Here is a 26315-nt window from a genome sequence, read left to right as displayed (position 1 = left end):
AGGGGGCTGGAGTTACAGCCGCTTCTGGCTATCCGCTACTTCGATTCCTTCTCGATTCCGAACCGCTTCACCAGCGCGTCGTATTGCTGGCGCGAAATGGTGATCATCGCACCGTGCCTGACTTTGGACGGCAGGCTGTACTTGTCCCAATCCGAGAAGAACGTGTAGCCGGAGACCTGGTACCACGGACCCGACAGGCTGCTCGCGACCGACAAGCCATACGAAACGCCCGGATACTGTTCGTAATACAGGTACCAGACCTTGCCGTTCGGCGACTGAATCAACATTGGCGCTTCGCGGAAGTTGGGACTGATCGGCGCACTGAGCTCCTTGTACGGTCCGAGCAGCGAATCCGAATGTGCGATGCGGATCGTCTTGCCCGTCACCCAGTCGAGCGTCGGATACGTCTCGTCCTTGATGACCGTCCAGTACTTGCCTTCAGCCTTGCGGATGAAGACGTCGATCGTGCCCATGTCCCAGTCGAAGAGGCGATGCGGGGGGCCTGAGAACTTCCTGAGATCCGGCGAAGTCACGTACAGCGTGCGCTGACTCGCCCAGTACCGCTCGGAATCTTCGGGCGTGCCTTCGAGATGCGGCGTGTGCCACGTCATCACGAACTGCTTCGAGGCTTCATCGAAGAACAGTTTCGGCGCGCCGATGCGCTGCAACGCCTGGGAGTAGCCAGGTGTGGCTTTCAGATCTGGTTTGTAGTCGCTGTAGCGCCTCCACTCGATCAGATCACGTGACGACCAGATATTGATCGTCGGCGACTCATCGCTCTGATTGCCTGCGATGTAGTACGTGCCATCGGGACCTCTCGCGATGTCGGGATGACCGCGATAGTCGTCAGTGATCCGCTTGCCCTGGTTCAGCCGATACCAATGCAGACCATCCGTGCTGACGCTGTAGTAGAGACGACCGTAGTCGGCATGCGTCATGTGAGCGAACAGGTACGCCTCATTGACCGGTTTCTCACCGGTGCGGACTTGTCCCGGCGGATCGGGCTGGCGGGCGAATGCAGTCGCGGCAAACAAGCTGGCAAGCAGCAGCAGACGTCGTGAAATCCTCATGGGCCTCTCTCACTAAATGACGGCACGACTCGGACTCAGGCAGACGGCTTCCTGAGCTTCTGATCCGAACTCACGGGTTTGCCGAACACGGGAGCTCCGTCGGCACCAAAGTGAAATGGCTGTATCCGCGGCGCGCGCTTCGGCGTGCACTTCATGTCAGGACCAGGATTCGCGTGATAGATGATCCAGTGCTCCTTGCCATCCGGCGACGTGAAGAAGCCGTTGTGGCCCGGCGCGAACACACTGTTCTCACGCGATTTGGCAAAGACGGGCGTGCGCGACTTTGTCCACGCAGCCGCATTCAAAGGGTCGCTGCCTGCGGGCGCGCGCAACATGCCGAGCGCGTAGTCGTCGGACCAGCATGCACTCGCCGAATACACGAGAAACAAATCCCCTTTCGGCCCGAGCAGGAACTCGGGGCCTTCGAGGATCTGGCGCCCACCTTGTCGCTCCCACCCCTGATCGGGACGAGCCAGGATCACTTCCTCTCCCGTCAATGTGACCGGATCGCTCATGCGCGAAATCGAAAGCACGCTGTCCGGCCCGACGTACGGCGAATAGACGAAGTAGCGACGACCTTCGTGACTGAACGTCGTGCCGTCGATGCCGGTGTACCGCGTCTTGATCTGACCGCGATCCCGCCACTCGCCCTGCAACGGATCCGCTGAGTCGTTTTCCAGCACGAAGATGCCCCGATGATCATCGTCATCGTGCCCGTTCGCCGCGGCGGTGTAATACACATACCACTTGCCATCGATGCGATGCAGCTCCGGCGCCCAGATCGACTGCGCGTTCGGGCCGCTTGGCGGAGGGGTCCAGATCGTCTTCTGCTCGGCATCGCGCAGGTTCGTGATGTCGCGCGTCTTCCAGATCGCGAGACGATTTCCAAGCGTGTGCATGTAGTAATAGAACTCGCCCTCGCGAGTCACCCAGGGATCGGGTCCGGAAAGCAGCAGCGGATTCGAGAATTGATCTGCGCTCTGCCCTTGCGCGGTCGCTGCGACTGTCGCGCTGCTGATGCCAAGGGAGGCGATCGTCGCGAGAACTGTTGCGGCAGATGCCGCCACGAAACGGAGCCGACATCTCGTCGTGGCCATCCGCGATCCCCCGGAATGCTTCATTGAACAGATAGAGCTTATTTATATGATAAAAAGCCCGAGACGTCCAGGAGGATGGGATGTACTGGATTCTCGGAGGGCCAGCGCGCGGCGACGGTGGGGGAATCTCTCGGCTGCGAGCGATGAGCGGCGAGCCAGCGCAGGATGGATTCCCGCCTTCGCGGGAATGACGGAGGGGTTCCCGCTTTCGCGCGGATTCAGAGCGTTCGGTAGTCGGACGATTGGGCTTTGAGATTCTTGAGAAACTGCTCGAGTTCCCGGGCGAGTTCGGGCGTGCGTGCCTTGCCTGCCTTCGAGATGACTCGCGGCGGGACTTTCTCCAGGTTCGCTTCCAGTCGCTTCACGACCGCTGGACCGTCGGGCGCGCCGCCGTTTGGATCGACGAGCGCGAAAATCCGCGCGACGCCAATCGCGCCCAGCCAGTCGAGCGCATCGGCGTCATGCAGGTAGATCGCTTCGGGTCCCGCAGGATCGCGTTCGAACATGTGCGTGCGGATGGCGCCTCGAACCGCATCGATCTTTGCCATCGGGAACCCAGTGCCGTCGAGCAATGAGCCTACGATGTCCGCGGCTTCATCCTGGTGATCCACATTCTGCTTGCGGAACGGTGCAAACGCGGCCACGTCGTGCAGATACGCAGCGGCGTACAACACATCGTCATCGAGCGTTACGCCATCCTCTTTGGCGAGCGCTTTCGCCAGATCATAGTCGCGCGCCGAATGCGAGACGCCCCACGCTGGATGCTTGAGATTCACCTCAGCGAAGCGCCGCACCGCTGCCCGCCAATCGCCAGTTTTCTCGATAACCGGTGTCGCGGGTTCGGCGGCTTGCACGACCGTTGTCGACACGGTGAGAGCGGCTATCGCGAGCACCGCCTGACCGAGACTGGCGAGGGTTCTGTTCGACAAGAGCGCTGCTCCCGTTCTACGGATGGAGCGCGCCACTCTACGCGCTTTTCCATTCGTCCGCGCCGCCGACAACCGCATCACAGCGGCCCGATTCCGCCAGCTCTTCCCCTTATGCGGATAGTCACGGCGGACCGCTGGTCGTACGTTCGGAGCTTCCCTCAAACGAGAGCCCAAGTGCCCCAGCTTGCCCGCAGCCCGGTCGATGCAGCCGACATCGGCATCGCGTATGTCGACGTGCAGCACCTCATGCGGCTAGAACTACTGGCGCGCGACCTGACGTTCCTGCCGCGACAGAAACATCGCAGCATTCTGGCCGGTCAGCACAGCTCGCGCGTGCGCGGACGCGGCCTCAATTTTGAGGAGATCCGGCACTACCTTCCCGGCGACGACATCCGCACGATCGACTGGCATGTGACCCTGCGCACGGGTGAGCCGCATGTGCGCGCGTACACGGAAGAAAAGGACCGGCCAGCCTTCCTCGTCGTCGATCAGAGCATGTCGATGTTCTTCGGATCGCAGCGCTCGCTGAAGTCCGTCGTCGCGGCCGAGTTCGCGAGCATCGGGGCGTGGATGGCGTTCCGGGGAGGTGATCGCGTCGGTGCCGTCGTATTCAACGACACGGACATCGAGCATGTGAAGCCGCATCGCAGCCGCAATCGGCTGCATCAGATCTTCGGCGTGATCTCGCGCTTCAATCAGTCGCTGACGGCGGGCAGCGCACCGGTTGAGCCGACCGCGACGCTGAATCGCGCTCTCGAGGAAGTACTGCGGCTCGCGTTTCACGACTGCCTCGTCTGCATTGCCAGCGACTTCGCCCACGCCGACGACAGAACGCTGCGACTGCTGCGGAATATCGCCGCCCACAACGATATCGTAGCGGCGCTTGTCTTCGATCCGCTTGCGCAGAAACTCCCCGGCTCCGGGCGCGTCGTCGTCAGCCAGGGTGAGCTACAAGTCGAGCTCGATCTGAATGCGCGCACGGTGCATGAGCCGCTCAGTGATCTCTTCAATGCGCGGCTCAAGACCGTCGCCGAGCTGTTGCGTCATAGCGGCGTCCCCATGCTCGCGTTCACGACCGCTGAGTCAGTTCGCGATCAGCTGAGTCGGCAGCTGGGGCACATCGCTGTCCCGACGGCAGCGAGGGCGTGAGATGGCAGCCGAGCAGCACTACGCCGGCGATCCACTCGCAAACCTGCAGGAAATCGCCGAGCCGCCCGTCGTTCCCTATTTCCCGCAGACCGCCGGCTGGGCGGTGGTTGGTGGGGTCGTCCTCCTGGCACTCATATATATAGGCTGGAAAGTCGCCCGGCATCGGCGGGCGAACGCCTATCGCCGCGAGGCCCTCGCTGAGCTCGCTCGCATCGAAGCGGAATCGTCGCATGCTGCTTTGCCGGCGCTGCTCAAGCGGACAGCGATTGCCGCAGCGTCACGCTCCGCGGTTGCATCTCTGACGGGCGAGGAGTGGCTCCGCTTTCTGGATCGCAGTCTCGGCGGCGATCAATTCGAGAAAGGCCCGGGCCAGCTCCTGCCCCGCATCGCCTATGCCACTTCGCTGCCCGCGGATATCTCGACGGAAGAGCTGCGGTCACTGATCGATCTGTCGCGCCGCTGGATTCGTCGCCACGACACACGACGCGCACTGAGCGGCGAAGACCATGCTCACGTTTGATTTTCTCTGGGCCTTCGCGCTGCTGCCGCTGCCACTGATCCTGTGGTGGCTGCTGCCGCCGTTCAAGGAGACGACACCTGCGTTGCGCGTACCTTTCTTCGAGCAGGTCGCGCAGAAACTGAATCTAGAACCGTCTTCCGGCGCCGTCGTGCAGAGGTCGAACTGGGCGCAGAAAATCCTGGGACCCCTATCCTGGATTCTCGTCGTCACCGCACTAGCAAGCCCGCAGTGGCTGGAACCTCCTCTCGTACGAACGCAGTCGTCTCGCGATCTCATGCTCGCGATCGACATTTCGCAGTCGATGGAAGCGCGCGATTTCAAAGGCCCCGACGGCAAACCCATTGATCGACTCACCGCCGTGAAATCCGTCGTGCGGCAGTTCATCGCCAGGCGCGAAGGAGATCGCATCGGCTTGATCGTCTTCGGTCAGGGCGCGTTTCCACAGTCGCCGCTCACACTCGATCACGCCACGGTCCTGCTGCTGCTCGACGAAGTACGCATCGGCATGGCCGGTCCTCAGACCGCGATCGGTGACGCCATTGGGGTCGCCGTGAAGATGACGGAAGGCTCGACGGCTCAGGACAAGGTGCTAGTCCTGCTCACCGACGGCAACGACACGGCGAGCCGCGTGCCGCCGGACGACGCGGCCCGCGTCGCAGCCGACCATCGTGTCGTGATTCACACGATCGGCATCGGCGATCCGAACGCCAGCGGCGAGAGCAAGGTCGATCTGAAAGCACTGGAGCGCTTCAGTGGCGAGACACAGGGTCAGAGCTTCCGTGCCGAGGATCGTCGCGGACTCGAACGCATCTACGGAACGATCGACCAGATCACGCCGATCAAAGTCCAGCGTACGGAGTTCAGACCGAAGATCGCGCTCTACTACTGGCCACTCGGCGCTGCCGCAGTGCTGCTTGCGATCTATCACGCGATCGCGATGCTTGCTGCCTTGATCCGTCGACCATCGGCGCCACCGGCAGCGGTGTCGCAATGACGGCCTTCCATTTTCTGCGGCCGTGGTGGCTGCTGCTGATCCCGATGGCCGTGGCGATCAGCTGGCTGTGGCGACGTCGCTTCGACGCGTTCGGCCCCTGGAGAAACCTCGTCGACGAACGCCTGTTGAAGCATCTCCTCGTGAATCCGAAGCCGGCCCTGGGTTTGCGCCCTATCGACTCGATCGCGATCGCAATGGCGTTGAGCGGTCTCGCGGTAGCAGGACCGACGTGGGAGCGCGAGCCGCCGCCGTTCGGACAGGACCTTGCGCCGATGATCGTTGCGCTCGACCTTTCACCCTCGATGAATGCAATCGACGCCCCGCCCTCGCGGCTCGAACGAGCGAAGCAGAAAGTCCAGGACCTGCTGAAACTCCGCAAAGGATCGCGTACAGGATTGGTGGTCTACTCGGGCTCTGCTCATCTCGTGCTGCCACCGGCCGAGGATGCCGCATTGATGGATCTATACCTTCCGGCGCTTCAGAGTTCCCTGATGCCGAAAGCCGGCCGCGATGCTGCTGCAGCGCTGCGCATCGCCGGTGAACTTCTCGCCAAGGAACAGACTGTGGGTACGGTGCTGTTCATCACCGACGGCTTCGACACGAAGCAGATCGATGCCTTCAGGGCTTTCTCGTCCGGCAATCAGCAGGCTTTGCTGCTGACCGTCGGCACGGTCGACGGCGGACCGCTTCGCGATCCGGATGGCAATATCCAGACGGATGAGAATGGCCGGCCGCTGCGCGCCGCGATGGACAAGGACAGTCTGGAGCAACTCGCTTCTGCGGCAGACATCCCTGTCGCAAGCCTCACACTCGATGACGCCGACATCGAATGGGTGCAACGACGCGCCCAGCATCATCTGCGGATCGTCGAAGCGAGCAGCGGAACGATGCGCTGGAAGGAGTTCGGCTACTACCTGTGCTTTCCGATCGCGCTGCTGGCGGCACTCTGGTTTCGGCGTGGATGGGTCGTGCGATGGGCCGCTTGATCTCCCAAGTAGTGGCAGCTTTTTCTCTCGTTCTCGCGAGCGCCGCTGCGTACCCGGCTGATCTCATCGACCTGTTCGCCACGCGCGATCAACAGGGGCGGTGGTACTTCGAACGTGGCGACTACAAGACGGCGGCGCAACGGTTCACCGATCCGCAATGGAAGGGCACTGCGCTGTATCGCGCCGGTGACTACGCAAACGCGCTTGCCGAGTTCTCGAAACTCGACACTGCCGACGGCTACTTCATGCAAGGCAATGCGCAGGCGCGCATGCACAAGTACGAAGCGGCAGTGAAGTCGTACGACAACGCGCTCCAGTCGCGCAGCGAATTCCCCGAAGCGAAGAACAACCGTGGGCTCGTTGCGGCGCTGATTCCAAAGCCCGACGAAGAGAGCGATGAGGAGGCTCCCGACCTGCCGCCGGACCAGGTGAAGTTCGACGAGAAGGGCAAGCGGGGGAAGGAAAAGACGATGTCGGCCGGGATGATCCGCAAACAGACGGCGGATCTGTGGATGAAGAATCTGCAGGTGTCGCCGGCGGATTTTCTGCGTCATAAGTTCGAGATCGAAGCGGAGGCCACGAAATGAGGTGCCGGTCCGCACCGCGCTTGATCCGCCGGACGATGGCGAGCCTCACCGTCGCGGTCCTGCTGACACATATATATGTGTCAGCGTTCGCGGCGGATGCGTCGTCCCTGCTGGTCCGGACCCGCCTCGAGCCGGCGACCGTTGCCATCGGACAGCCGGCGACGCTATACGTCGACACCTACACATCGCTCTTCTTCACGAGTGCGATCGATCTCCCCGCGCTGAGCGTTCCGGGAGCCATCGTCACGCTGTCGGATGAAAGGCCGTCGCACATCAGCACGGACGTGAACGGCGCGAGTTGGCCCGGCATCGGACGCAAGTACACGATCACGCCGATCGTCGCCACTGACCTCGCCGTTCCTGTCTTCGAGGTTGCAACGAAGATCGGGCCGCAGATGCAGGCCGCGTCGTCACGAACCAAGGCATTCACACTGAACGTATCTGTACCAGAAGGCGCAGAGGGAGCCTTCGTTACGCACGACCTTCGAATGACGCAAACGACGGACGTGGATCCCGCGACGCTGAAGGTCGGCGATGCATTCACGCGGACCGTCACGTTGGTTGCGACCGGAACGCCTGCGATGTTCATTCCAGACGTCCAGCTCGGCGAGACCGAGGGGCTGAAGTCCTACCCAAGTTCACCTGTGCTCGCCGATGCCGCGCCGGATCAACCCGTTCGAGGCACACGCACGTTCGCCGTCAACTACGTGGTGCAGCGGCCGGGTGATTTCGATCTGCCTGCCGTCGAGGTTCGATGGTGGGATCTCGACACGAAGCAGAGCGAAACTGCGCAGGTGCCTGCCTTGCATGCGCATGCGATTGCCGCACCCCAGCCTCCGCCGCCATTCTCGGTCCCAGCAGAGCCACCAGCGCCTGTTCCAGAGAGATCGATCGATTGGCGACAGCTGCTGATCTACTGCGCCGCGACCATCGCTCTGATCGTCATCCTGCTGTGGCTGCGCCCATACGTCGTTCGATTGTTTCGTTCGTGGCTGCTCTGGGAGCGGCGGCGCCGGGCGGCGTATCTGCAATCCGAGCACCATGCTTTCAAGGACCTTCAGTCCGCGCTCGACGCAGGACAGTCGAAGGCCATCCCCTCCGCGCTGTATCGCTGGCTGGATCGGCTGCCAGCGGACTCACCTGCAAGCGCCGCACGGGCGACAAGTACCGCTAACGAAGATCCCTTCTCGCGAGCCTGCTCCGGCCTGCTCGATGAGTACTATGGGCAATCCGGTCTGCACGAATCCCGCTCCGCGCAGGCCGTGGCTGACCAGCTACAGCGCAAGCGCCGCGCGTCGCTTCACGATGCGCAGCAACATGGCGCGGGGACGCGGCTCCCGGTTCTGAATCCCTGACGTTGTGCGTTGGTACGTACTGCCTTCCGGCAACGGGCGGAGCAACATCGCCGCCGTTGCCTTGGACTTCACAATCAGCACTTCAACGGAGCCCCGGTCATGCGATCACTCATTGTCCTTGCCTCATTTCTCGCCGCGACCGCTTATGCGTCCCCCGATCCGCTCACCGTCGAGAACACCGAGACGCTGTCCGCTACGGTGGTTTCGATCGACCAGGCGACGCGCGTGGTCACGCTGAAGGCCGACAACGGCGCCACAGAAACAGTCCAGGTCGCCCCTGATGTCCGCAACCTCGCGCAGGTCAAGGCGGGCGACAAGATTGTCGTTCGCTACTACGAAGGCCTCGCCGCACAGATCCGCAAGAAGGATGATCCGGCTCCGACGGATGTACAGGCCGCTGGAGCCGCGGCGCGTGCGCCTGAGGGACAGAAGCCTGCTGGACTTGTCGGCACCACGGTCAATTCGGTGGCAGTCATCGAGTCAGTCGACAAGAAGGCGAACACCGTCACCTTCACGAACGAGAACGGCACTCACACAGTCGCCGTGAAAAAGCCGGAAGCACAGAAGTTCATCGCGGGCCTGAAGAAGGGTGATCAGGTAGACATCACCTATACGCAGGCTCTGGCCGTGAGCGTGGAGCCGGCGAAGTAGTCGTAGAGTCGCGTCACGCAGCGGTCTCGTTGCGTGGCGCTTCCTCGCAAGAGATTCCGCGATGGCTGAATCCGTACTCGCGTTCCTGCGTGATCAGCCGGTCATCGCGCTGTTCCTCACGATCGGCTTCGGCTGTCTGCTCGCGCGCGTCCGGGTCGTAGGCGTCGAGCTGGGCGCAGTGGCCGGGACGCTGCTCGTATCACTGTTCCTCGGAAGCCAGGGATTTCGCATTTCGCCTGCTGCACAGGCAGTGGGCTTTGCCCTCTTCATCTTTTCCGTCGGCTATCAGGCAGGACCCCGGTTCATCGAGGCGCTGAAGGCCAACGGCTGGCGCTATCTCGCGCTGTCGGTCGTCGTGTGTGCAATCGGCCTCATCACTGCGCTGATCGCCGGAAGCCTGCTCGCGATGCCTCCGGGCGGAACTGCAGGATTGCTGTCCGGTTCGCTCACTACGACGCCAATGCTGGCTGCGGCTCAGGAGGCAGTTCGCTCCGGGATTGCCACGCTTCCCGCCGGCAGCGATTCCGATCGGGTGATCGCCACGATCGGCACGACCTACGCCATCACCTACATCGTCGGCATGCTGGGAATCATCGTCGCAGTCCGGTTGATGCCTCGAATTGCAGGCGTCGATCTTCCAACCGCGGCCGCGGCGATGGACGGCGGGAGCCGCACGCAGCCAGTTCAGATACAGGCTCGCGGCTATCGCGTTACGAACGATGAGCTGTGCAGACAATCGGCGACTGAACTTGCCCGGCGCTTCTGGGACGGCTTTTCGATTGCTCACCTGCGACGTTCGCAGCAATGGCTGCCGATCACGCCTGAAGAACGCCTGCAGCACGGTGACGAGATCTACGTTGTCGGCGACGCGACGCTTTTCCAGCGTGGCATCAGTCAGCTCGGCGAGGAGATTTCAGTCGCGTCGGATGTCGAGCTTTCAGCCGACGCGAGACAGGTCATCGTCACGCAAGGCAGCGCCGTGAGCCGGCCGCTGGGGAATCTCAATCTCGCGCGCGGACATGGAATTCTCGTCACCGGTCTGCGCCGCGATGCTCTCAGTCTGCCGTTGTCGCCCGAAGTGGTCCTGCAACGCGGAGATGTGCTCACCGTCGTTGGATCGAACCGCGCCCTCGCTGCCCTTCCCGCTCTCGTCGGACCGCTGGAAGCTGAAGCCATGGAGACGGACATGACCACGTTCGCCTTCGGTATTGCGTTCGGTACTGCCATCGGACTGCTCGCGATCACAGTCGCCGGAACGCCGATCGGCCTCGGGACTGCTGGCGGCCTCCTTGCCTCGGGCGTGCTGGTCGGCTGGTTGAACAACCTGCGTCCGAGCACTGGCAAGTTTCCCGAGGCTGCCCGATGGATACTGATGGAATTCGGGCTGCTGATCTTCATCTGCGGCGTAGGACTGCAATCCGGCAGTCAGGTCGTCGAGACGCTGCGCGAGGCAGGCCCCTGGCTCGTCGTTGCCGCCCTCGCTGTCGTTTCAATACCCGTTCTCTGCGGCTACCTGTTCGGTCGCCACGTCCTCAAGCTGCCGCCTGTGCTCCTGATGGGTGCATTGACGGGCGCCATGACCAGCGGTCCCGCCCTCAGCCTGCTGATTGCGGAAGCGAAAAGCTCGGCGCCGGCTCTTGGGTACACAGGCACCTATGCGTTCTCCAGCATCATCATGACCATCATCGGAACGCTGGTCATGGCTTTCTGAAGTCACTGCGTCGAAGCGCTACTTCCGCGCTTCCAGAAAGACATTCCGGCAAGAATCCCTGCGTTCAATCGCTACTGCACCTGTCATGATGCAGCGCGTACTATGGTGCCGAACAAAGCGGGATCAGATCCCTGAGGCGTGACGCACGCGCCCGGGAGGATCGAACACACAAACGGGGAAGTCCGCGAGCGGGTCGGCAGGTTCAATCGCCGGTCCGGTCGCATTGCTCAGGTATGAGTTACGTCACGATACTCTGGTCGGGCGCTGCAGCAGCTGCGTTGCTGCTGGGCATCGTGCACGCAACCGTGTGGCTACTGAATCGCCAGGCCTGGTCCAATCTCGCACTTGCCGTCGTCGCGCTGTCCCTCTCCGGCATCGGTATCACCGAACTCGGAATGATGGTCTCGCAGTCGCCCGAGGAATGGGGCGAGTGGGCCCGCTGGTGCCACCTGCCGCTTTTCTTTCACATTGTCGCTATCGTCGTGTTCGTCCGCCTTTATCTCGGCGCCGGGCGTCGCTGGCTGATGTGGACGATCATCGGCATCCGCACTGCCATCGTCATCGCCAACTTCTCGTCGCCTCTGAACTTCAACTTCGACAGCATCACGAGCGTCGCACGGATGCATTTTCTGGGCGAGGAGATCACCGTCGTCGGTCAGGGGGTCGTCAGTCACTGGCAATGGCTTGCGACACTGGCCAGCGCTCTCCTCGCGATCTTCGTCCTCGATGCGGCGATCACCCTGTGGCGCCAGAGGACAAAGGATGCGCGGCGACGAGCGCTCTTCGTCGGTGGCGGCATTCTTCTCTTCCTCGTCCTCGCGACCGTATCCACACAGCTGGTGATCTGGGGCATCGCCGTCATGCCGATGCTGATCACCCCACCCTTCCTGATCTCACTTGTCGCGATGGCCTATGAAATGACGCGCGACACCCTGCGAGCGGGACGATTGGCCGCCGAACTGCTGGAAAGCCAGAATCGTCTGGAGCTCGCTGCCAACGCCGCGGGACTAGGCCTCGGGGTCTGGGATGCGAGGACGCTGCAGTTCTGGGCCACGCAGCGATCCCGCGGCCTGTTCGGCTTCGAACCGGATGAACAGATCGATGTCGACAGCGTGGCCGGGAGAATTCACCGGGAGGATTTCCCTCGCGTCCGGGAAGCGCTCATCTCGTCCATAGGTACGCGCGCACGGTTTCAGGTTCAGTTCCGTGTCTGCACACCGCAGTCCGCGACGCGCTGGCTGGCTTCACATGGCGATGTCGTTGTGGATCCGCACGGCCGGCTCACCATGATTCGCGGGGTCATCAGAGATGTGTCGGAACAGAAGCAGACCCAGGAGGAAGCCGAGGAACTGCGCCGCGAACTGACGCACGCGGGGCGCGTCACGATGCTGGGTCAGCTCGCTTCGGCTCTCGCTCATGAACTGAGTCAGCCGCTGGGCGCTATCCTGCGAAATGCCGAAGCCGCGGAGATGCTGCTGTCCACACCTTCCCCGGATCTGGTGGAGCTGCGCGCCATCGTTGCCGACATCCTCAAAGACGACCAACGCGCCGGCGATGTGATCGAACGTCTCCGTGCGCTGCTCAAACGCCGGCAGATGCAGTTCTCGCCGCTCTCCGTCGAAACGCTGGTCAAGGATGCGAACACGCTGTTGCGCGCGGATGCGGCCGCAAGGCACGTAGCACTCGAATGCTGTGCTGGCGATGCCTTGCCGATGGTTGCCGGCGATCGAGTGCATCTCTCGCAGGTGCTCATCAATCTGATCCTCAATGGCATGGACGCCATCAATGAGTCCGCCAGTTCACGACGCCGTATCACCGTCGCGGCGCGTAACGTCGAAGACACCTCCGTCGAGATCGCAGTCGTCGATTCAGGAACGGGCATTGCTGCCGACAGACTGCCGCGCATCTTCGAACCCTTCTACACCACCAAGGCAAATGGCATGGGCATGGGGCTTTCGGTCTCACGCACCATTGTCGAGGCCCATGGTGGTCGCCTCTGGGCGGAGAACGACGTCGACGGCGGCGCGATCTTCCGGCTCACTTTACCCACCCTTCAAGGCTCAGCGTCATGAACGAATCCCCCCGGGTGCACCTCGTCGACGACGACGAATCCTTCCTGAACGCACTGTCGCGGCTGTTGCGGCTCGAAGGACTCGAGACACGTGCCTTCATCTCGGCCACGGCACTGCTTGGATCGCTCGGGCCTGCATCGCGCGGTTGCGTCGTGGCGGATCTCGAGATGCCCGGAATGACCGGCTTCGAACTGCAGGAGCGACTCGCTGCGGCGCCGGCGCCGATGCCGATCCTGTTTCTCACCGGATATGGCGACATTCCGGCAAGCGTCCGCGCCATGCGTCACGGCGCCATCGACTTCCTCGAAAAGCGAGCACCGAAGGAAGAACTGATGAGGTCGATTCGCGTGGCGCTCGAGCGCGGCGATCAGGAGTTCGAGAGGCGCGGACGATTGCGCGATCTCGACCAGCGCTTCGGTCGACTGACACCGCGCGAGCTGGAAGTCCTGCAGCACGTCGTGGTCGGCCGCATGAACAAGGAGATTGCGGCAGCACTGAGCATCAATGAGCGGACAGTAAAACTTCATCGCACAGCGATCACACGCAAGGTCGGCGTCCACTCGTCGGCACAACTCGCGACGCTGAGCAAGGAGATCGGACTCTTCGGCAACGAACCCACTCTCACTGCGTGAGTTACAGGTAACGCACCTGTCCTTAGAGGTAGTGGCACGTTTCGAGGGCTCCCCGTTAGCGTCGGCGATTGACGCGGCGCGTGTGCCCCTTCGCGCATGACGACGCCGACCGAAACGCGAGGTGTCGCCGTGAAGAAGCAATCGATCGCCGGAATCGCTCTCGCAGCACTCCCGCTGCTCGCCAATGCGCAGGCGCCAGCGGTCGACATGGAAGCGATGGCGCGGCGACAGCAGGAACTCGAGAAGCTGATTCGCGATCAGGGCGCGCGCATCGCGGAGCTCGAACGGCTTCTCAAGAGTCAATCCGCAACGCCCGCGCCAGCCGGCGCGACTCCTTCGACAGCGCCTGCTCCTCCTGCTGCCGCCGTTGCAAGCACGCCAGCACCGGCGGCGAGCCCGACACCTGATGACATCAAGCCCGCGGCCGAATCAGGCGGACCTGAGTACATTCCGAATGGGGGTTTCAAGATCTACGAGAGCGACAAGGCGCAGATCTACATGCGCCTATTCTCCTACGCGCGCTATCTGAATCAGAAAGGACTTGATCCAACCTACACGGACTCCTTCGGCAACGTGAAGAACGTCGTCCAGCGCGAAGACTTCCAGCTCAACAAATTCTTCCTGCCCTTCTCCGGATGGTTCCTCGATCCGAAGTGGCGCTACTACTTGTACGTATGGTCAGCGAACACGGCGCAAGGCGATCCGGCTCAAGTCGTCGGCGCGGGCAATCTCAGCTATGTCGCCAACAGCTACGTGACAATCGGTGCCGGTATCACTTCGCTGCCCAGCGTTCGCAGTACAGAAGGTCAGTTTCCCTACTGGCTCGGCGTCGACGATCGACTCATCGCCGATGAGTTCTTCCGCGGCTCCTATACGACCGGTGTCTGGCTGAAGGGTCAGTTCGCGCCAGGCCTGAACTACATGGCGATGCTCGCCAACAATCTGAGCACGCTCGGCATCAGCGCCTCGCAGCTCGACAACAACGTCGACACGTGGTCGGTGATGTTGAACTGGATGCCGACGACGCACGAGTTCGGACCGCTGGGCGCCTTCGGTGATTTCGAAGGACACGAGCAGCTCGCGACGCGCGTCGGCATCCACTTCACGAGCAGCACGGAAGATCGTCAGTCGCAGCCAGGGACCGACACCATCGAAAACAGCCAGATCCGCCTGACCGATGGCAACGTGATCTTCACGCCCGGCCTGTTCGGACCCGGGATCATAGTCGACCAGGTGGCTTACGAGATGGCCTCGCTCGATGCGGGCTTCAAGTACCGCGGCTACTCGGTGGAAGCGGAGGTGTACCGGCGGAAGCTGAGCGACTACCGCGGCCCCGGCGTCTCCGTGATCGACGACATCACCGACGACGGCTTCCAGGTCCAGGTCTCGGCGATGCTGATGCCGAGACTGCTGCAGGTCTACGCCGGAGCCTCCGGCATTTACGGAGACTACGGAGACGGATCCGAGATTCGCGCAGGTTTCAATTACTTCCCTCAGCGCATGCGCGGAATTCGCCTCAACGGCGAATGGATCCAGCTCGACAACTCTCCCGTCGGCTACACGGCCGTGCCCTATCCAGTCGGCGGCAACGGCAACGTTTACCACATGAACTTCGAACTGAACTTCTGAAAGTTCGTAGCGGTATTCCGTGTGCCGATCCTTCCCCTTGAGGCAGTACTGACAGGTCGACGGTGCGCTAGTGTCCTTTTCGATCTTTCTCTGCACCGCTTTCGCGCGCATCCGCTTGAGTCGCATGCGTCGCTGCACGCACTGCCTGCTCTGTGTCCCGAGACTGAACTCACCCCTTCGGAGGAACTGAAATGAGCTCGCCTGATCGTTACGTGGTGCGTATGGGTCTGTCGGTGCTGACAGCTCTCGCCTTCCTTTCGGTGTCGACTGCGCAGGCACAATCGACCAGCGACATCCAGGCGGCGCTCAATGCGGCGCACGCAAAGTTCAAGGATGTGAAGGACGGCGCGAACGCGGACTACATTCCCGCGCTCGCGAAAGTCGACTCGAAGATCTTCGGCATCGCGCTCGTCACGCCCGACGGCAAGGTCTACACCGCTGGTGACGTGAAATCCGAGGTCTCGATCCAGTCGATCTCCAAAGTGTTCACGATGGCGCGCGTCATCGAGGACCAGGGAACCGATTCCATTCTCAAGCGCATCGGCGTCGATGCGACCGGCATGCGCTTCAACTCGATCGTCTCGATCGAATTTGCACAGAAGTCGCTGGGCGGACCCGAGATCAATCCGCTCGTGAATCCCGGCGCGATCACCGCAACGAGCATGGTGCAAGGGGGAAGCCGCGATGCAGTGTGGAAGCGCATCCTGGATTTCCATTCCGACTTCGCCGGCCGCCCGCTCGCCGTCAACAAGGAAGTGTTCGATTCCGAAGCCGCGACCAATCAGCGCAACCAGGCGATCGGCGCATTGATGTACGCGTACGGCTTCATCAAGGACAACCCCAGCCAGGCGACCGACATCTACACCGAGCAGTGCGCGATCAGCGTGAACGCAAAAGATCTCGCCGTCATGGCGGGCACGCTCGCGAACGCCGGCAAGAATCCTGTCTCGGGCAAGCAGGTGATGAAGTCGGACAACGTGCCCGGGGTACTCGCTGTCATGGCGACGGCTGGCCTCTATGACGATTCAGGCAAGTGGCTCTATCGCACCGGCTTGCCGGCCAAGAGCGGCGTCGGCGGCGGCATCATCGCCGTGTCGCCCGGAAAGTTCGGTATCGCCGTGATCTCGCCGCCGCTCGATGAGGCCGGCAACAGCGTCCGTGCCCAGCTCGCGATCGAGGCCGTCTCGAATGCATTGGGCGGCAACCCGTACGCCGCGAAGACGAAAGGCAAGTAGGCACTGACACCCGTGTCGAACGTCCGATCAAACTGCTTCGCCGCCGCGTCCGCACTGCTGTTCATGCAGTACGCGCACGCGGCGGAGAGGCGCGACTCCTACCTGTTCAACGATTCGCACTTCCATCTCACCAACTACGTGCAGGAAGGGACGAGTATCCAGGACTTCATGAAGATCATGGGCGACAGGATCGATCGCTCGACGTTGTTCGGCATTCCGCTGCAGCAGACCTGGTCTCATGAGAATTCCGGGGACTTCGCGCCCACCTACTACCTGCAGTCGGACGCGCCGCTCTACTACTACTCGTTTACCGACGCCTTCATCGCGATGGCGTACAAGTCGCTGAAGCCTGAACAGCAGCGTCGGCTCGATCCGATGATCACCGGGTTCAATCCAGCGGATATGTACGCCGCCGATCACATCCGGCGAGTGCTGCAAACCTTCCCTGGCGTGTTCTCCGGCATCGGCGAGTTCTCGATCCACAAGGAATTCGTGTCGGGCAAAGTGGCGGGCGAAGTTGCAAGCCTCACCAATCCCGCACTGGACCGCATCCTCGAGTTCGCCGGCGAAGTGGGCCTCGTCGTGATCCTCCACTGCGACATCGACATGCCGTTCGCAAAGGCCAACCAGGAACCGGTCTACCTGCGCCAGGCCATCGAGGTCGTGAAGCGACATCCCAAGACGACGATCATCTGGGCTCACATGGGGCTGGGACGCGTCGTGCATCCGGTTCAATCACAAGCTGTCGCCGGCAGCGGCGAGCGTGCGCCCAACCAGCTCGAGATCGTCACGCGACTTCTCGACGACCCGGCGCTCAAACACCTGTACTTCGATATCTCGTGGGATGAGGTCGCGAAGTACGCCATCCGCTCCGACGAGACGAAGCGAGGTACAGCAAAGCTGCTCGAGCAGCACCCCGACCGCTTCCTGTTCGGCACTGACAACGTCGCGCCCGCCGACCAGGCGGCGCAGCTGAGAGTCTTCCATCTCTGGGACGAGATCTTCGCGCAGCTGACTCCGCAGGCCAGCTTCGCGGTCCGTCGTGGGAATTACGAGCGCCTGTTCGATGCGGCGAGACTTCGGGTCCGCGCATGGGAACGACAGAACACAAGATGATCCACTTCGCTGGCCAGTCCATTCGCCGGCCGTAGAGCCGGCAGGGACTGTCGAAGTCGGATCAGGAGGGCCAACGGGTGCCTGCACGATCCTATGTAGCCGTCATCGATGACGATGAAAGCATGTGCCGGTCGCTCAGCCGATTGCTGCAGAGCGCCGGATTGCATCCGGTCGCCTATTTGTCGGCCGAGGATTTCCTCGACGACCGCTTGCGCGTGGATTTCGATTGCCTGCTCGTCGACGTGCAGCTCGGCGGCATGTCAGGCCTCGAACTGCATCGCCGGCTCGCCGCATGCCAGGTCCGCACTCCGTTCATCTACATCACGGCCCACGACGATCCGCAGGTGCGCACCGAAGCGATAGCGGCCGGATGTGCCGCGTTCTTCCGCAAGACGGACGCCGGTGTCGACATCCTTGCGGCCATCCACCAGGCGATCGAGCGACAACATTGAGCCGTCGTGGACGCTTGCCCCTCCTACGTACTGCCTAACCTGCGACAGCGTTGCAGCATGACGGGTATCCGTCCGCTCTCACGGTCGCAGTGATACCCATGGTCTCGTCACTCAGATATCTCCTGCTGATTGTGCTGTGCGCAACGGCCTCGGTCGCGTCCGCGGCCGAGGCGCCGGCGGACGAGGCGCCTGACGTTGAAACGCCCTGGCCGTATGAAGTGAAGGAAGGCAGCACGGCGCTCACCGTGTATCAGCCGCAGCTCGATTCCTGGGACGGCTACCATCTGAAAGCGCGCGCTGCCGTGTCGGTGAAGGAAGGCGACAAGGAAAACGCGACCTCCACCTACGGTGTGATTCATGTGACCGCCCGAACGCTCGTGGACAAGGCCGAGCGCATCGTCACGCTCGACGGTTACGACATCACGAAGGCCGAGTTCCCCAGCGCGCAAAGCAAGAGCGCCGGCTGGGTGAAGGTGCTGGAAGACGATGCGAAGAATCGTTCGCGCACGATTGCACTCGACCGGCTCGAGGCGAACCTGCACATCGTGCAGACCGAGAAGTCGGTGTCGAACACACCGATCCGCAACGCTCCGCCGAAAATCATCTTCTCCGAGCAACCGGCGCTACTCGTCTACATCGACGGTCAGCCGGCCTACCGATCGATCCCGGGGACCTCGTACGAGCGGGTCATCAATACGCGACCGCTGCTGGTCAAGGCTCGGAGCGGCAATCACTACCTGCATGTCTTCGACGGATGGATGATCGCCAGCTCGCTGCAGGGCAACTGGACCGCGGACCTGAATCCACCCTCCGATCTCAAGCAGATCAAGGATCAGGCCATCGCCTCACGCCAGGTGGATCTGCTCACCGGCCAATCCGATCCGGAACAACCGGCACCGTCGCTGCTCAAGGGAACGATCCCGAAAATCGTCATCGCGACCGAGCCCACGGAACTGCTCGTCACCGACGGCGCGGCGAAGTGGGTGCCGATTCCCGGCACGCAGCTGCTGTTCGTCGAGAACACGACCGGACACGTCTTCAAGTTGCTCGGCGATCAGAAGACGTACGTGCTCATCTCCGGCCGCTGGTTCCGCGCACCGGACATCAAGGGCCCGTGGGAATACATCTCGTCCGACCTGCTCGCGAAGGACTTCGCGAAAATTCCGGACGACAACCCGAAAGAGAACGTGAAGGCCTCCGTCGCCCGGACGACGCAGGCGAAAGAAGCAGCTATCGCAGCGTCGATTCCTTCGACAGCCGCGGTCAAGAAGGCCGAAGCGAAGATGACGCCGCCGCAGTTCGACGGCGAACCGCAACTCGTCGCGATCTACGGCACGAGCCTGCAGTACGTCGTGAACACTGCGATGCCGATCATCATGGTGAATCCGAACAGCTACTACGCCGTCGAGAACGGCGTGTGGTTCGAATCGCGTTCGCTGCAAGGGCCATGGACGGTCGCAACCTCGGTTCCCGCCGAGATCTACAAGATTCCGCCGAGCTCTCCGCTTCACTACGTCACGTACGTGAAGGTGTACGACGTCGTCGATGACACGGTGTATGTCGGCTACACGCCGGGTTACCAGGGTCAGTGCATCGACCCGGTCACGCACGTCGTCGTGTACGGAACCGGCTACTACTACACGCCGTGGATCGGCACCTACTGGTACGGGCCACCTGTCACGTATGGCTTCGGTGTTGCACTTCGCTACACGCCCTGGACCGGATGGACCGTCGGCTTCGGCTTTGGTTGGGCGTGGGGCGCGGCAACAGTTGCAGTCGGTTGGGGCTGGGGCGCTTATCCGTGGTGGGGTCCCTATGGTTGGGGATGGGGCTGGGGTCCGCCGATGTATCCGATCTATCCCGCTCCGTATTGGGGTGCTGCCGTCGGACCGCGTGGCGCCGCCGCGTGGGGTCCCGGCGGTTGGGCTGCAACGACCGGCAACATGTATTCGCGATGGGGTGATGTCGCCAGCGTCTCTCGTGTTTCCGGCGGCTACAACGCATGGACAGGCAATCAGTGGGCAAGCCGCGTAGGCATGTCCTACAACTCGAGCACGGGCGTGCTCGCAGCAGGACAACGCGGCGCAGTCCACAACGTCTACACCGGCAACTACGCAACTGGTGGACGGGGGGCTGCTACAGGTCCCGGTGGAAGAACAGTGGTCGGTGCAGGCGGCACGGCGGGCAACATCTACACAGGTGACAGCGTCTCGGCCGGAAAGGCCGTCGTCTACAACAAGAACACTGGTGAAGCGACCGGTGTGCGCGGCATCAAGGGCGACCAGGGCGGTGTCATCGATGTCGGCGGCAATGTCTACGCCGGCCACGACGGGAATGTCTGGAAGCACACGGACAATGGCTGGGAGTCCGTCAACACCGACCGGCCGCAGCCGAAACCATCCCAGACCCAGACCCGTGACCTCAACCACGATCGCTACACACGAAACACCGGCGGTCAGCGCTACGAGTACAACCGTGGCGCGAGCAGATCGATGCATCGATCGTACGGCGGCCGAAGGCGCTGAAAGAATCTCGTGAACAAGGAGTTGCTACCATGAACAAGATCGCTTCGCTCTGCATCGCATCGTCGATGTTGCTGCTGTCTTCGGTGGCCAGTGCCGATCCGCTCTGGCCGCTCGACCGGAAGTTCGAGGCCAACCTCGGCGTATTCTTCCTCGATACGGACACGACGATCCGCCTCGATGCCAATAACCAGGATCTCGGTACGCAAGTGAACCTGGAGGACGAACTCGGCCTCGACAGCCAGGATCGCTTCCGGATCGACGGCTACTGGCGGTTCCTGGATCGCCACAAGCTGCGCTTCATGTACTTCGACAGCAGCTCCAGCTCGTCCCGCAACATCGAGCGGGAGATCGAGTTCGGCGACGAAACGTTTCCCCTCAATGCCTTCGTCAAGGTCAGTTTCGACGTGACCATCTTCGAGCTCGCGTATGAATATTCCTTCATGAAGCGCGACAACTTCGAGCTCTCCGGAACGATCGGCCTGCACAATCTGAGCATCGGCGCGCGCCTCCTCGCTGAGGCGTCGAGCAACCAGGGGGCCGGCGGCATCGATCGCGACGCGAAGGCGGATGGCGACGGCCCGCTCCCCGTCATTGGATTTCGCGGCGTCTGGGCATTGAGCGATCACTTTTATTTCGACGCGCAGGCCCAGTTCTTCGCGCTGGAATTCGACGAATACGACGGGGATCTGCAGGACTACAAGATCAGCTTCACGTGGATGCCGATCAGGAACTTCGGCGTCGGTGTCGGCTACAACAAGTTCACGACGAGCCTCGATGTCGACAAGGAGCACTTCAACGGCACGCTGCGCTTCGAGTACGGCGGACCGTTGCTGTTCATCACAGGCGCTTTCTGACCGGCGGCGTGGCGTCGTCGCCACGCGCACAATCAGCCATTGCGTCTGCCCTTATTACGGAGTGTCTTGAACGCTGCGTCGCTGCAACATGCACTCACAGGAAACACTCAGCCCGGAGAAGAATCATGCATTGCCGCTCCCTCCTGTACGCGATTGCCGCAGCCGCAGCGTTGAGCGGTTGCGCGACGACCCAGCAATCGCCCATCGATGACATGTCGACGCACGAAGGACTCGTCAAAGCCAACGTGAAGGGAGTCGATGCCGTCTACAACAGGCCGGGCGCCAATCTCGCCAGCTACGACAAGATCCTGCTGCGGCCGATCGCCGTCGAGTTCAGCAAGAACTGGAAACCGGAAGACGACTCCGCGCTGTACCGCATGAACGAGCCGGACCGAGACAAGATCAAGAAGGACCTCGCGAAGGCTTTCGACGACGTCTTCCGACAGGTGCTGCAGGAGAAGGGCGGTTATCAGGTGGTCAGCGAGCCGGCCAAGGACGTGCTCGAAGTGCAAGCGGCGATCGTCAATCTCTACATCAATGCACCGGACGTATCGATGCAGACAGCTGCTCGCGTCAAGACCTACACGACGAGCGCCGGCGAGATGACGCTCATCGCGGAACTGCATGACTCCGTCACCGGCACGCTGCTGAGCCGGGCATACGATCGCAGGGAGGACCTCGGCAGTGGCGGTCAATGGACGTGGACCGACTCAGTGACGAACAGTGCAGATGCCCGCCGCGAGATTCGCCGCTGGGCCGAACTGCTGAAGAACGCGCTGGATGCATCGCGAGGCAAGACGGGTTGAGGACGAATGAGGAGCGGCCGGCGAGCTGTCGGTTGCATCGATTGGTGAAGTTCAAGGAGCCATCATGAAACGAGCAGTATCAACCGCCGCAGCGCTCTTCGCGGGCCTGCTGGCATGGACGACGGCCAGCGCCGATCGGGGCACCGGCTGGGAATTCGGCGCCGACATTCTTTATCAACTGAGTCAGGACGTCGACTTCGAGGGCGGTTCATCGGCATCCCTCGACGACGATTTCGGCCTTACGATCAACTTCGGCTATCGCTTCAACGACAATCTCGAACTGCAGTTCGCGCTCGACTGGAACGACGTCGACTATGACGCGACGCTGCAGACGTACAGCAACACGACGCCCCCGGTTCCGTTGCAGCGAATCGGCGTCACCGGCAGCTACGAAGCGTTCACCCCTCGGGCCGCCGTCGTGTACAACTTCAGCAGCGGCGACATTACGCCGTTCGTGAAAGCTGGCATCGGCTGGAGCTTCATCGATACCAACATTCCGGAGGGTCGCCCGCAGAACGTCTGCTGGTGGGATCCGTGGTGGGGCTATGTCTGCGGCAGCGTGCAGGACACGCGCAGCGTCGATGGCTTCACGTATGACCTGGGCCTCGGCTTGCGCTGGGACCTCGGGCCCGGCTACTCGCTTCGGGCTTCTTACGAGAAGCACTGGATCGATCTGAGCGAGGCCAGCGGCACGCCGGATCTCGACCAGTTCAAGATCGGCATCGTTTATAGGTATTGAACGCAACCAGGATCGTGACGAGTGACAGGTGACGGGTGATTGCCGCAAGCGCATCATTCCCATTCGTCGTCGGTCACTCGTCATTTCCTGATGCCGCTTCACCGATTCCTCGAGATCGCAGCCTGGACCGGTGGTGTGCTGTTGCTCGCCACGTATGCCGGTGTGCGTACGTGGTCGGCACAAGCGAGTGAAGATGGTGTCGAAGCACTGAACCGCGCCCGCGCTGAGCATGGGGCGGCGCTGAAGCAATCCGCGGTTGCGTCGGCCGCCGATACCTCGATCCGAAGTCTCTCGACCACCCAGCCGGACACGACGACCTGGGACAAGAAGCGGATCGCCGAGTACAACGACGCGCTGACGAAGCAGGCCACGCCGCAGGCCGTGCTCCGCATCCCCAACCTGAAACTCGAAGTGCCCGTCTACCGCGGCACGAGCGATTTCATTCTGAATCGCGGCGCGGGGCATATCGAAGGCACCGCGACAGTCGACAGCCAGACCGGCAACATCGGCGTGGCCGCGCATCGCGATGGATTTTTCCGCCCGCTGAAGGACATCCAGGTCGGCGACACGATGTTCCTCGACACTGTGACGGCGACGAAGCGCTATCGCGTCAGCAATATCTCGATCGTCACGCCGGACGACGTGAGCGTGCTGAACCCGACGACGACAGGCACCATGACGTTGGTCACGTGCTATCCGTTCTACTTCGTCGGCTCAGCACCGAAGCGCTATATCGTGCATGCGCGGCTGGATGATGAGAGCTTCGCGCGAGGGGCGAAGAACTGAAGATGGCGTCACTCCCGCGAAAGCGGGACTGCATCCCCGTCATTCCCGCGCAGGCGGGAATCCATGCCTTGATTCAGATGGATTCCCGCGTGCGCGGGAATGACGGGGGCATCACCGGAAGATACCCCGCTCCAGAATCGTCCCATGCCCGACCGGCCGGCCGATGCTCAGCCACGCGCTCCATGAGTCGGTCGTCGTCGCGCCGACACCAATCGTCAGCGGTCCGAAGAAAGTACGACCCGTGAGGAAGATCGATCCACCGTAGATGTCACCCGACCTGCCGTCGTCGATGCGATCGTAAACAGCGCCGCCAGCGACACGTACGCCTGCGTACAGCGCGAGATTGCGAATCGACATGAGATCCTTCACGTTCCACAGGTAGCTCGTGCCGGCTGTCCAGTAGCCGCCTACACGCAACTCACCCAGTTCGAGACCGGGAAAGCTTCCCGGTCCGCCGAGCGCGAAGGCTCGATCCGCCGGCAGATTTCCTTTCAGATCGGAGCCGCCAGCGACCGTCACCCACCAGATGTCTTTGCGGAACGGCAGCGCGACGCCCAGGCCCATCTCGGCGCGTTCCCAGTTCCGGTCGCCGCCGAGCGAATCCTCCATGTGGATGTATTCGAGCGCGGCCGCCATGCCGTGTTGTGGACTGAATCCTGTGTCGCGGCTGTCGTACTCGAGCGCTGCGGTGAAGCCCGCATCGACCGGGCTGCTCTCGGGCATCAGCTCCGATCCGATGTCGACCTTCACATCTCTCGAATCGTAGATGTAGCCGACACGGGCCTGGGCATAGCGGCCGAGATTCACGCCCGTGTTGAGGATGCCAGCAAAGTCCTGGAAGTTGTACCGCGCGATGCGTTCGTCGTCCCGGAACACATCCTCGGTCGCCAGCGAGTACAGAACTTTCGGCTCGACGAAGAATCGATGCGCGGCGTCGAGCGGCTGGAACCAGCTCGTCGCGATGAGGGTTTCACCGCCGACCTGCAGTTCGTTGCGCCATTCCGCGCCGAGACTGTTGAGCCAGGTGCGAACGTGCCGGCCGTAGATCGTGAACGTCAGATCGCCGTCGACGGAGGAATACACCCCGAGATCGGCCTTCAAATAGTTTGGGCCCCAGCTCTTCTCGCGCGGCAACCAGGTGAGCGTCGGTTGTGCCGGATCGCCGTCGAGCCGATAACCGACGGAGTCCAGGTCCTGCAACGCAGCCATGCGCTGGGCTTCGCGACTGATCACCGACGTGTTGATGGTGTCACCGGGTTCGACCAGTCCGGTAGTCTTGAGGTACTCAGGATTGACGAATTTGAGCCCTTCGTAGCGCACGTCTGCAAGCTTCGCCTCGATGTGCTGCGACGTCGTGACAGCCTGCCGCCACGCCGTGTACTGGGGCTGCGGCACCGCATACTTCGAGAGATCAGCGGCCATCGCGCGCGCGGCGGCCTCACCCAGCGGAATAGTGTCTGGCACACGCTCGAAATCCGCTGTCGTGATGTCACCCATGTACACGTCCACCCGGACATCGCCTGGGCGCAGCGACGCAAGCTGCAGGTTCTCGTTGGCCTCGATCATCACGTCCATCGTGCGGCTCAGCAGCTGGGTCGCGCTGCGCAAGCGCTTCGGATCCGCCGGCGGCTCGACGAGATTCACGACGATAACGACATCGGCACACAGATCACGAGCCACATCGACCGGAATGTTCCGCACGAGACCGCCGTCGGACAGGATCATCTGATCGATCTGCACCGGCGCGAATGCGCCGGGAATCGCCATGCTGGCGCGCATCGCCGTCGCCAGGTCGCCCCGATCGAGCACGACCATCCGGCTCTGGACCATGTCGGTTGCGATCGCGCGATAGGGGATCGGCAGTTCGTCGAAGCTCGACTCGAGACGCGCACTGGCCACGTAGGTGCGCAGCAGGTCATCGATGTTGCTGGTGTTGACGAGGCCGCCCGGGGAGACGATGCCCTCCTTCGTGATCCCCAGCTCGAAATCGTTGCTGTACGTCGCTCCCGCGCGCTTCTGTTCGATGGGCTCGAGCTCGCGCGTGCCCTGGTTGCCTACGACTGCTTTCCAGTCGATGCCGCTGACGAACTCTTCCAGTCCCGCTGCCGGGATGCCGGATGCGTAACCGCCGCCGATCAGTGCTCCCATACTGGTGCCGGCAATGCAGTCGACGGGAACGTGCAGTTCTTCCATGACTTTCAGCACACCGACGTGCGCGCCGCCCTTCGCACCGCCTCCCGCAAGCACGAGTCCAACGCGAGGCCTGCCTTTCGACGCCTGCGTCGTGTCCGCGCAAAGCGCTGGCATCGACACCAATACGCTGGCCGCAACAAAGACTACGGCGCGATGGAGAAGCCGCAACCGGTCATCGGATTTCATGGTCAGCTCCCTGCGCGATCTCGTCGCCAGACGAATCCGGC

23 protein-coding genes are annotated in these 26315 nt (G+C 62.2%); 19 read left to right on the top strand and 4 right to left on the bottom strand.

The genetic code is table 11. The annotated features are described in order from the left end of the window. Nucleotides 1-35: 35 nt before the first annotated feature. The 3 genes from HNQ60_RS20235 to HNQ60_RS20225 all read right to left on the bottom strand — a co-directional run bounded on the left by HNQ60_RS20235 (nucleotide 36) and on the right by HNQ60_RS20225 (nucleotide 3096). Entirely contained in the window at nucleotides 36-1070 is a 1035-nt protein-coding gene (locus HNQ60_RS20235) for a family 43 glycosylhydrolase (protein WP_184334603.1), read from the bottom strand. A 35-nt stretch (nucleotides 1071-1105) separates the two neighbouring features. Then, nucleotides 1106-2137, bottom strand: a complete 1032-nt coding sequence (locus tag HNQ60_RS20230) for a glycoside hydrolase family 43 protein (RefSeq protein ID WP_221304331.1) — start codon at nucleotides 2135-2137, stop codon at nucleotides 1106-1108. Between the two features lie 248 nt (nucleotides 2138-2385). Then, complete coding sequence (locus HNQ60_RS20225) at nucleotides 2386-3096, bottom strand: HD domain-containing protein (RefSeq protein ID WP_221304330.1); 711 nt, start codon at nucleotides 3094-3096, stop codon at nucleotides 2386-2388. A 174-nt stretch (nucleotides 3097-3270) separates the two neighbouring features. On the opposite strand from HNQ60_RS20225, the gene HNQ60_RS20220 reads away from it, so the two are divergent. From HNQ60_RS20220 to HNQ60_RS20130, 19 genes are all read left to right on the top strand, one after another. Next, the gene (locus HNQ60_RS20220; protein WP_221304329.1) at nucleotides 3271-4245 is read left to right on the top strand and encodes a DUF58 domain-containing protein; all 975 of its coding nucleotides are present in this window, start codon (nucleotides 3271-3273) and stop codon (nucleotides 4243-4245) included. 1 nt (nucleotide 4246) lies between these two features. Then, a complete protein-coding gene (locus HNQ60_RS20215; protein ID WP_184334599.1) occupies nucleotides 4247-4765 on the top strand; it encodes a DUF4381 domain-containing protein in 519 nt (172 codons plus the stop codon). Further along, complete coding sequence (locus HNQ60_RS20210; protein ID WP_184334598.1) at nucleotides 4752-5759, top strand: vWA domain-containing protein; 1008 nt, start codon at nucleotides 4752-4754, stop codon at nucleotides 5757-5759. Before HNQ60_RS20215 ends, HNQ60_RS20210 begins: the two co-directional genes overlap by 14 nt. Continuing rightward, nucleotides 5756-6745 (top strand): vWA domain-containing protein, encoded by a 990-nt coding sequence (locus HNQ60_RS20205; protein WP_184334597.1) that lies wholly within the window; start codon nucleotides 5756-5758, stop codon nucleotides 6743-6745. Before HNQ60_RS20210 ends, HNQ60_RS20205 begins: the two co-directional genes overlap by 4 nt. Next, nucleotides 6742-7332 carry a tetratricopeptide repeat protein gene (locus HNQ60_RS20200; RefSeq protein ID WP_184334596.1) on the top strand — a complete coding sequence of 197 codons (591 nt, stop codon included), beginning with the start codon at nucleotides 6742-6744 and terminating at the stop codon, nucleotides 7330-7332. The genes HNQ60_RS20205 and HNQ60_RS20200 overlap by 4 nt, the downstream gene beginning before the upstream one ends. A gap of 35 nt (nucleotides 7333-7367) precedes the next feature. Beyond that, on the top strand, nucleotides 7368-8687 hold the full coding sequence (locus tag HNQ60_RS20195; protein WP_184334595.1) for a BatD family protein: 1320 nt from the start codon (nucleotides 7368-7370) through the stop codon (nucleotides 8685-8687). A gap of 99 nt (nucleotides 8688-8786) precedes the next feature. After that, a complete protein-coding gene (locus tag HNQ60_RS20190; protein ID WP_184334594.1) occupies nucleotides 8787-9338 on the top strand; it encodes a hypothetical protein in 552 nt (183 codons plus the stop codon). Nucleotides 9339-9399: 61 nt separating this feature from the next. Beyond that, nucleotides 9400-11049: an aspartate:alanine exchanger family transporter gene (locus HNQ60_RS20185; protein ID WP_184334593.1), complete on the top strand. Its 1650-nt coding sequence runs from the start codon at nucleotides 9400-9402 to the stop codon at nucleotides 11047-11049. Nucleotides 11050-11282: 233 nt separating this feature from the next. Next, nucleotides 11283-13121 (top strand): sensor histidine kinase, encoded by a 1839-nt coding sequence (locus tag HNQ60_RS20180; RefSeq protein ID WP_184334592.1) that lies wholly within the window; start codon nucleotides 11283-11285, stop codon nucleotides 13119-13121. After that, nucleotides 13118-13753 carry a response regulator transcription factor gene (locus HNQ60_RS20175; protein ID WP_184334591.1) on the top strand — a complete coding sequence of 212 codons (636 nt, stop codon included), beginning with the start codon at nucleotides 13118-13120 and terminating at the stop codon, nucleotides 13751-13753. The genes HNQ60_RS20180 and HNQ60_RS20175 overlap by 4 nt, the downstream gene beginning before the upstream one ends. A gap of 96 nt (nucleotides 13754-13849) precedes the next feature. Next, nucleotides 13850-15382 (top strand): hypothetical protein, encoded by a 1533-nt coding sequence (locus HNQ60_RS20170; protein ID WP_184334590.1) that lies wholly within the window; start codon nucleotides 13850-13852, stop codon nucleotides 15380-15382. Nucleotides 15383-15573: 191 nt separating this feature from the next. Then, nucleotides 15574-16617, top strand: a complete 1044-nt coding sequence (gene glsA / locus HNQ60_RS20165; RefSeq protein WP_184334589.1) for a glutaminase A — start codon at nucleotides 15574-15576, stop codon at nucleotides 16615-16617. Nucleotides 16618-16629: 12 nt separating this feature from the next. After that, nucleotides 16630-17733 (top strand): amidohydrolase family protein, encoded by a 1104-nt coding sequence (locus tag HNQ60_RS28150; protein WP_221304328.1) that lies wholly within the window; start codon nucleotides 16630-16632, stop codon nucleotides 17731-17733. A 77-nt stretch (nucleotides 17734-17810) separates the two neighbouring features. Beyond that, nucleotides 17811-18185, top strand: a complete 375-nt coding sequence (locus HNQ60_RS20155) for a response regulator (RefSeq protein WP_184334588.1) — start codon at nucleotides 17811-17813, stop codon at nucleotides 18183-18185. Nucleotides 18186-18283: 98 nt separating this feature from the next. Beyond that, nucleotides 18284-20710, top strand: coding sequence for an autotransporter (locus tag HNQ60_RS20150; protein ID WP_184334587.1), 2427 nt, complete (start codon nucleotides 18284-18286; stop codon nucleotides 20708-20710). 29 nt (nucleotides 20711-20739) lie between these two features. Next, nucleotides 20740-21564, top strand: a complete 825-nt coding sequence (locus HNQ60_RS20145) for a hypothetical protein (RefSeq protein ID WP_184334586.1) — start codon at nucleotides 20740-20742, stop codon at nucleotides 21562-21564. 125 nt (nucleotides 21565-21689) lie between these two features. Next, nucleotides 21690-22370 carry a DUF3313 family protein gene (locus HNQ60_RS20140; protein WP_184334585.1) on the top strand — a complete coding sequence of 227 codons (681 nt, stop codon included), beginning with the start codon at nucleotides 21690-21692 and terminating at the stop codon, nucleotides 22368-22370. 64 nt (nucleotides 22371-22434) lie between these two features. Continuing rightward, on the top strand, nucleotides 22435-23109 hold the full coding sequence (locus HNQ60_RS20135; protein WP_184334584.1) for an outer membrane beta-barrel protein: 675 nt from the start codon (nucleotides 22435-22437) through the stop codon (nucleotides 23107-23109). Between the two features lie 90 nt (nucleotides 23110-23199). Next, on the top strand, nucleotides 23200-23895 hold the full coding sequence (locus HNQ60_RS20130) for a class D sortase (protein WP_184334583.1): 696 nt from the start codon (nucleotides 23200-23202) through the stop codon (nucleotides 23893-23895). A 111-nt stretch (nucleotides 23896-24006) separates the two neighbouring features. Here HNQ60_RS20130 and HNQ60_RS20125 read toward each other — a convergent pair whose 3' ends face one another. After that, nucleotides 24007-26274: a patatin-like phospholipase family protein gene (locus HNQ60_RS20125; protein ID WP_184334582.1), complete on the bottom strand. Its 2268-nt coding sequence runs from the start codon at nucleotides 26272-26274 to the stop codon at nucleotides 24007-24009. Nucleotides 26275-26315 lie beyond the last annotated feature (41 nt).

Origin of the sequence: Povalibacter uvarum, assembly GCF_014202975.1 — a bacterium.
In the GTDB taxonomy this organism is placed as follows: Bacteria; Pseudomonadota; Gammaproteobacteria; order Steroidobacterales; family Steroidobacteraceae; genus Steroidobacter; species Steroidobacter uvarum.
The sequence above is the reverse complement of the archived record's forward strand: the minus strand, read 5'-3'. Positions and strand labels throughout refer to the sequence as shown.

Excerpts from the sequence above, each read along its gene's own strand:
- HNQ60_RS20235 (WP_184334603.1), bottom strand. The coding sequence starts at position 1,070 with ATGAGGATTTCACGACGTCTGCTGCTGCTTGCCAGCTTGTTTGCCGCG.
- HNQ60_RS20215 (WP_184334599.1), top strand. The coding sequence starts at position 4,247 with ATGGCAGCCGAGCAGCACTACGCCGGCGATCCACTCGCAAACCTGCAG.
- HNQ60_RS20210 (WP_184334598.1), top strand. The coding sequence starts at position 4,752 with ATGCTCACGTTTGATTTTCTCTGGGCCTTCGCGCTGCTGCCGCTGCCA.
- HNQ60_RS20205 (WP_184334597.1), top strand. The coding sequence starts at position 5,756 with ATGACGGCCTTCCATTTTCTGCGGCCGTGGTGGCTGCTGCTGATCCCG.
- HNQ60_RS20195 (WP_184334595.1), top strand. The coding sequence starts at position 7,368 with ATGGCGAGCCTCACCGTCGCGGTCCTGCTGACACATATATATGTGTCA.
- HNQ60_RS20190 (WP_184334594.1), top strand. The coding sequence starts at position 8,787 with ATGCGATCACTCATTGTCCTTGCCTCATTTCTCGCCGCGACCGCTTAT.
- HNQ60_RS20185 (WP_184334593.1), top strand. The coding sequence starts at position 9,400 with ATGGCTGAATCCGTACTCGCGTTCCTGCGTGATCAGCCGGTCATCGCG.
- HNQ60_RS20180 (WP_184334592.1), top strand. The coding sequence starts at position 11,283 with ATGAGTTACGTCACGATACTCTGGTCGGGCGCTGCAGCAGCTGCGTTG.
- HNQ60_RS20175 (WP_184334591.1), top strand. The coding sequence starts at position 13,118 with ATGAACGAATCCCCCCGGGTGCACCTCGTCGACGACGACGAATCCTTC.
- HNQ60_RS20170 (WP_184334590.1), top strand. The coding sequence starts at position 13,850 with ATGACGACGCCGACCGAAACGCGAGGTGTCGCCGTGAAGAAGCAATCG.
- glsA (WP_184334589.1), top strand. The coding sequence starts at position 15,574 with ATGAGCTCGCCTGATCGTTACGTGGTGCGTATGGGTCTGTCGGTGCTG.
- HNQ60_RS20150 (WP_184334587.1), top strand. The coding sequence starts at position 18,284 with ATGGTCTCGTCACTCAGATATCTCCTGCTGATTGTGCTGTGCGCAACG.
- HNQ60_RS20145 (WP_184334586.1), top strand. The coding sequence starts at position 20,740 with ATGAACAAGATCGCTTCGCTCTGCATCGCATCGTCGATGTTGCTGCTG.
- HNQ60_RS20140 (WP_184334585.1), top strand. The coding sequence starts at position 21,690 with ATGCATTGCCGCTCCCTCCTGTACGCGATTGCCGCAGCCGCAGCGTTG.
- HNQ60_RS20135 (WP_184334584.1), top strand. The coding sequence starts at position 22,435 with ATGAAACGAGCAGTATCAACCGCCGCAGCGCTCTTCGCGGGCCTGCTG.
- HNQ60_RS20130 (WP_184334583.1), top strand. The coding sequence starts at position 23,200 with ATGCCGCTTCACCGATTCCTCGAGATCGCAGCCTGGACCGGTGGTGTG.
- HNQ60_RS20125 (WP_184334582.1), bottom strand. The coding sequence starts at position 26,274 with ATGAAATCCGATGACCGGTTGCGGCTTCTCCATCGCGCCGTAGTCTTT.